The 1,307-nt window shown below is 72.9% G+C and carries 2 protein-coding genes and 1 pseudogene; 1 reads left to right on the forward strand and 2 read right to left on the reverse strand.

Features of this window, described 5'->3' with window-relative positions:
• The coding region (locus KBX39_RS31375) for a DUF4177 domain-containing protein (protein ID WP_210874033.1) at positions 1 to 133 on the reverse strand (133 nt) is incomplete at its 3' end.
• 62 nt (positions 134 to 195) lie between these two features.
• A complete protein-coding gene (locus KBX39_RS31380) occupies positions 196 to 633 on the reverse strand; it encodes a hypothetical protein (protein WP_210874031.1) in 438 nt (145 codons plus the stop codon).
• Positions 634 to 969: 336 nt separating this feature from the next.
• Here KBX39_RS31380 and KBX39_RS31385 point away from each other — a divergent pair.
• Positions 970 to 1,307: pseudogene (locus tag KBX39_RS31385) on the forward strand (hypothetical protein); the annotation flags it as partial.

Consider the following 1,307-nt stretch of genomic DNA (forward strand, 5'->3'; position numbering starts at 1 on the left):
ACGCGACGACCTGCTCCTTTTTTGAGACGGGCACCACCGAGACCAGTTCCCAGCCGTCCTCGCCCCAGTTGTCGAGGATCTGCTTGGTCGCGTGGACCAGCAGCGGCACCGTGGCGTATTCCCACTTCTGCATCGGAGGAGGGCTCCCTTGCCTGACTTGGACTTCGGTCAGGCACAGCCTACGGTCCGCCGTCGTCAACGGGACGCGGGACGCGGCTCCGGCGCGGAGGGCGGCTCGCCGCACGGGCCCTCGTGCTCGAAGCGCTGCGGGCACCGGCTGCGGTCGGGCAACAGCAGATCGCAGAAGACCCGGTGCCTGTTGTTCTGGTCGTCGGCGGTGGAGACGGTGGTCTCGCCCGCGTCCAGCTCTATTAGGAAGCTCAGCGAGGTGGCCACGGTGCCGGCGAGCGCGGTGGCCGCGGCGAGGTCGGCCACCCGTACCGGCAGGTGGATGACGTAGCCGGGCTCGTCCTCGTCCCGCCCCTTCGCGCCGGGGCGGGACGGCGTCCGGACCACCTCGACCGGAAGGCGGTACGACCGCTCGTTGAACGAGGCGGGCACGTCGGCCTCGCCGGGCCGGCCGGACCGGTCGCCGGGGAACTGGGCTCGGGGGGTGTTCTCCGCGTCGCGCATGCGTCGCCTCCGGGCGTCGTACCTGCTCACTGACACCGCCATCCGCCTCGGCACCGTCCGGCGGGTCCGGCTCTCCGTGTCGGGACGAACGTAGGACCTCCGGCCAGTCCCGGCAACGGGACGCGCATGCTTCGTCACAACCAGTCACATATGTGACACAAGCCTGGTCCGGAACGCGACCGCGAACTCGCCTCCCGCCGGTGCGTACGCGGGGCTGGCAAGCGCCCCGCCGACCGCTACCCTTCCGGACTGGGCACGCGCGGACGCGCGCCCGACCACCTCGACCCGTGCCCGTCGCCTGGGGCGGCGACGGGAGCCGCAACCCGGGGGAGACAGATGACCCAACCGCCCGCCGGTGGCGACACCGGCACGCCCGGCGACCCGCACCCACAATCACCGCCCGGTGGCGGCACACCGCCGGGCGCCGTTCCCGCCGCCGGGCCACCGGCGTATCCGCCCGGCCCGCCCGGCGGCCCACCACGCAAGCGACCGGCGCTGCTCATCGCCTCGCTGGTGCTGGCCGCCGCGGTCCTGCTCTGCGGCGGTGGGGGCACTGCCGCGTTCCTGGTCCTGCGCGACACCGAGAACGGCCAGGGAGCGAAGGAGCCGCAGATCGCGGTGGACGGCTTCCTCAAGGCCGTCTACCAGGAGCGGGCCGCCGAGCAGACGAACGT

The organism is Micromonospora sp. D75, assembly GCF_018070405.1.
Lineage (GTDB): Bacteria > Actinomycetota > Actinomycetes > Mycobacteriales > Micromonosporaceae > Micromonospora > Micromonospora chalcea.

Coding starts and splice junctions, on each gene's coding strand:
- KBX39_RS31380 (WP_210874031.1), bottom strand. CDS start 633: ATGCGCGACGCGGAGAACACCCCCCGAGCCCAGTTCCCCGGCGACCGG.